Source organism: Blautia sp. TF10-30 (assembly GCF_003481245.1).
Lineage (GTDB): Bacteria > Bacillota > Clostridia > Lachnospirales > Lachnospiraceae > Fusicatenibacter > Fusicatenibacter saccharivorans.
Genome location: NZ_QUKM01000038.1, coordinates 383 through 639 on the forward strand (window position 1 = coordinate 383; position 257 = coordinate 639).

1 pseudogene is annotated in these 257 nt (G+C 50.2%); it reads left to right on the plus strand.

Annotated features, from left to right (window positions below):
- Positions 1 to 257, plus strand: a pseudogene (locus DXD02_RS15915) (MobQ family relaxase); the annotation flags it as partial.

Below are 257 nucleotides of genomic sequence, written 5' to 3' on the forward strand. Positions count from 1 at the left end.
ATCAGCCGCAGATTACCGCAATCAGATGAAGCCAAAGGAAACCCGCAGCAAAGTGATTGACGGGATTCTTGCCAGCCGGACAGACTGCAAGGAATGTAAGCCTGTCTATGAGAAGTACCAGAAGATATTTTTTAAGAAAACAAAGGAGAAATTCAAACAGGAACACCCGGAGGTTGCCCGGTATGCGAAAGCCGCCGCCTACCTTGCCAAGCACCCGGACGATAAGGACAGTACCCAAAAGGAGCTGCAAGAGGAGC